Origin of the sequence: Anaeromyxobacter sp. PSR-1 (assembly GCF_000964525.1) — a bacterium.
Taxonomy (GTDB): Bacteria; Myxococcota; Myxococcia; order Myxococcales; family Anaeromyxobacteraceae; genus Anaeromyxobacter.
Window position 1 is genome coordinate 1 of sequence record NZ_BAZG01000284.1, and the last position, 3,558, is coordinate 3,558.

Annotated in this window: 5 protein-coding genes; all 5 read right to left on the reverse strand. The window is 78.2% G+C overall.

Going from position 1 to position 3,558, the window contains the following annotated elements:
• Window positions 1-24 precede the first annotated feature (24 nt).
• Window positions 25-1,017: a hypothetical protein gene (locus tag PSR1_RS22360; protein WP_059439525.1), complete on the reverse strand. Its 993-nt coding sequence runs from the start codon at window positions 1,015-1,017 to the stop codon at window positions 25-27.
• Entirely contained in the window at window positions 1,014-1,700 is a 687-nt protein-coding gene (locus PSR1_RS22365; RefSeq protein ID WP_059439526.1) for an ABC transporter ATP-binding protein, read from the reverse strand. Before PSR1_RS22365 ends, PSR1_RS22360 begins: the two co-directional genes overlap by 4 nt.
• On the reverse strand, window positions 1,697-2,845 hold the full coding sequence (locus PSR1_RS22370) for an ABC transporter permease (protein ID WP_059439527.1): 1,149 nt from the start codon (window positions 2,843-2,845) through the stop codon (window positions 1,697-1,699). Before PSR1_RS22370 ends, PSR1_RS22365 begins: the two co-directional genes overlap by 4 nt.
• On the reverse strand, window positions 2,842-3,126 hold the full coding sequence (locus PSR1_RS22375; protein ID WP_059439528.1) for a hypothetical protein: 285 nt from the start codon (window positions 3,124-3,126) through the stop codon (window positions 2,842-2,844). The genes PSR1_RS22370 and PSR1_RS22375 overlap by 4 nt, the downstream gene beginning before the upstream one ends.
• Window positions 3,123-3,558: nitrous oxide reductase accessory protein NosL (locus PSR1_RS22380; protein ID WP_059439529.1), on the reverse strand; the 436-nt coding region annotated here is incomplete at its 5' end. The genes PSR1_RS22375 and PSR1_RS22380, both read right to left, overlap by 4 nt.

A 3,558-nucleotide genomic window follows, 5' to 3' on the forward strand; every position in this document is an offset into this window, starting at 1 on the left:
CGCGCGGTGCGGCGGGTGGGCGGCTCAGGCGTGGAGGCCGGAGGCGGCCACCAGCGCGGCCGCGCCGGCGAGCAGCGCGACCCAGGCCAGCGCCGCGGCGCCGGCCAGGCGGCGCTGGAGCGCGGGGAGCGGGGCGGCGAGCGACGGGACGCGGCGGAACGGCTGGAGCACGCCCACGGCCACGCCGGCCACGCAGCCGGCCAGGAGGGCCGCGTGGAGCGGGTAGCCCACCCAGCCCTGCTCCGGCTGCAGCAGGCAGAACGGGCAGCGGTGGCCGGGCGCCTCGTACACGTACGGTGACACCCAGGCGATCACCCCGGCGGCCGCCGCCGGCCCCGCCAGCGCCGACAGCGCGGCCACCGCCCACGCGCCGCGCCCGGTCCGGCGCAGGACGAGCGCCGCCAGCGCGGCCGCGCCCGGGACCGCGACCAGGAGCGCGCCGGCCGTGCGCGCGGGCAGCCAGGCCAGCCCCGCCCAGCCGCCCCGCCCCTCGCGCCCGAACAGGCTGCCGCAGCAGGAGGTGATGATCTCGGGCCGGAGCGCGAGGAAGTGGGCCGCCTGCAGCGCCGCCCCGGCCACCACCGGGATCGCGACGGCCGGGAGCAGCGCGTGCTTCACGCGCACCAGCGGCTGGTCGGGCGCGAGCCCGTCGGCGCGGTCGAGCGCGAGCCAGGCCCCGGCCAGCACGGTCGCGGCGACCTGGACCGCCAGCGCCGGCCAGCCGTACGGGCTCGCCGAGAGCGTGCCGGCCGCGCACATGGCGCCGGTGAACATGGGCGCGAGCGCGTCGGAGGCGTGGACGAACAGCGCCAGCGACGCGAGCTGCACCGCGAGCGCCGTCCGCACCAGCACGCCCACCAGCAGCGCCCGCCGCTCCAGCCGCAGCTGCGCGCGGCTCCCGCTGGCCGGGTCCCAGCGCCGGACCACCGGCGCGGCCCAGCGCAGCGCGTACAGCAGGAAGCCGCTCGACGCCGCCGCCCCCGCCTGCAGCGCCAGCACCGGCGGGCTCAGGATCACGGCTCGGCCCCGGCGGCCACGATCCGCCCGTCGCGCATGCGCACCACGCGGTCCACGCAGTCCGCGGCGTACACGATGGGATCGTGGCTCGCGACCACCACGGTCCGCCCCTCCGCCTTCAGCCCCCGCACGATCTCCATGAGCGCGCGGGCCCGGGCGCTGTCGAGGTGCGCGGTGGGCTCGTCCGCGACGATCACCTTCGGGTCGTCCACCAGCGCGCGCGCCAGCGCCACCCGCTGCGCCTCGCCGCCGGAGAGCCGGCCGGCGCGGACCCCGGCGCGGTCCTCCACCCCGAGCCGCGCCAGCGCCGCCCGCGCCCGCGCCTCGACGTCGCGGCGCGGCGCGCCGGAGGGCAAGGCGGGCAGCATCACGTTCTCGAGCGCCGAGAGCGCGGGCACGAGGTGGAACTGCTGGAACACGAAGCCGAAGGTCCGCCGCCGCAGCGCCGCCAGGAAGCGCTCGGGCAGGCTGGTGAGCTCGCGGCCGTCGAGGAAGATGCGCCCCTCGGTGGGCCGGGCCATGGCGCCGAGCAGCGTGAGGAGCGTGGTCTTCCCGGAGCCGCTCGGGCCGACCAGCACCGTCACCGCCCCGCCGGCCACCTCGAGCGTGACCCGGTCCACCGCGACCAGCGCGCCGGGCCGCCCCTCGTCGAACACCTTGGTGACCTCGCGGAGCTGGATCACGCGTCGCCCCGCATGAGCGCGTCGGGGTCCACGGTGGCGGCCCGCCAGCAGGGGACCACCGTCGCCGCGACGTAGGGGATCACCGTGAGGAAGAACAGCGTCCCGAGCGCGAGCGGCTCGACGGGCGGCGCCGGGCGCAGGTCCGGGTAGAGCGCCGCCCAGCCCTCCAGGATCGGGCGGAGGAGCACCGCGCCCCCCAGGAACACGTGCGCGTACGCGGCCAGCGCCCCGATCGCGAACGCGGAGACCGAGACCGCCGCCCCCTCCCACGCCTTCGCCGCGAGCACGTCGCGCGTGTCCCAGCCGAGCGCCTTCAGGATGCCCAGCTCGTGCCGCTCCTCGGCGGAGAGCCCGCTGGCCCGGTCCCAGGCCAGGATCGCGAACGCCAGCACCGCGCCGGCGAGCACCGCGGCGGCGAGCCCGCTCCGCCAGTCGAGCACCGCGTCGTAGGTGCGGATCATCTCGGCGCGCGTCACCACCCGCGCGTCCGGGAACATGCGGACGATCTTCTCGGCCAGCCTCGTCACCTCGTCCGGGTTCGGGACCGCCACCGCCACGTCGGTGAACCGCTCCGGCTCGGCGCCGAACAGCGCACGGTAGTCGCCCTCCGAGACGAGCAGGAGGTCGGACGCGACCAGCTCGACCGCCGGCGACGCCACCGCCGCGATGCCGAGGTCGAGCGCCTCGCCGTCGTAGGTGCGCAGCGGGAGGCGATCGCCCTGCTTCAGCCCGAGCACCCGCGCCACGCCCGGCCCGGCCACCGCGCCGCCCGGGCTCGCCCACCCGCCGTCGGGCACCATCACCGTCAGGTTCGCGCCGCTCACCGGCTCGAAGTAGTAGCCCCACAGCCGGCCGCGCGCGCCCGACACCCCGCGCAGCGTCCCGAGCGTCTCCACCCAGCCGGCCGGGACCTGCTCGTGCCGCCCCGCAGCCATGCGCTGCACCACCAGGTCCGGCGCCCCGCGGAGCGCCGCGCGCACCTGCTCGCGCAGGCCGCCGGTGAACAGCAGCACCGAGGCGAGCGCGAACACCAGCAGCGCGTGCACCGCGACGAGCGCGAGCGTCTTGCCGCGCCGGCGGCCGAGCGCGCCGAGCGCGAAGTCGAGGATCGAGCGCTGCCGCTCCAGCGCGGTGCGCAGCGTCACCGCGCCCCCGCGGTGAGCGAGCCCGAGGGGAAGTGCTCGAGCGCGCGCGGGTGGTCCTGGAACGGCGCGAAGCGATCGGCCTGGGAGAGGTGGCGGGTGTAGCGCGCGTCGTTGAACAGGCACGGGTCGGTGAGGCCGAGCCGCGCCACCAGCCGCGCCCGCTCCTCCGCGGCCGGCCGGTCGGCGGCCCGGCGCGCGCGCGCGTCGGCGAGCGCCGCCGCCCCGAGCGCGGCCGCGACGCCGAGCGCCGCCAGGAACCGGTCGGAGCGCCGGAGGCTCACCGCAGCGCCTCCAGCACCGCGGGCGTCGCGTCGTCGAAGCGCAGGATCCGCTCGCCGCGGTGCTCGTTCAGGAACGCCTTCGCGTCGCCCTCCCGCGCGAACGCGACCAGCTCCGCGCCCATGGGCCCGCGCACGTCGCCGCCGATCACGTAGAACGCGGAGCGGCCGTCGATGGGGCGGGCCGAGTAGTAGTCGGTCACGGAGATCGCGGCGACGTCGCCCTGCGCGCGGCCGGGCGCGTGGCGCGGCAGGTCGTGCCAGTAGGCGAGCAGGTCCTTCACGCCGTCGAAGAACGCCACCTCGCCGTCGCGGTAGCGGATCGAGGCGACCCACTGCGGGTACTTCGCCACCAGCATGCCGCAGACGGCGCAGCGGTCCTTCGGGCCGGGCGCCGGCGCGGCCGCGGCGACCGGCGCGCCCGGGCCGGCGGCG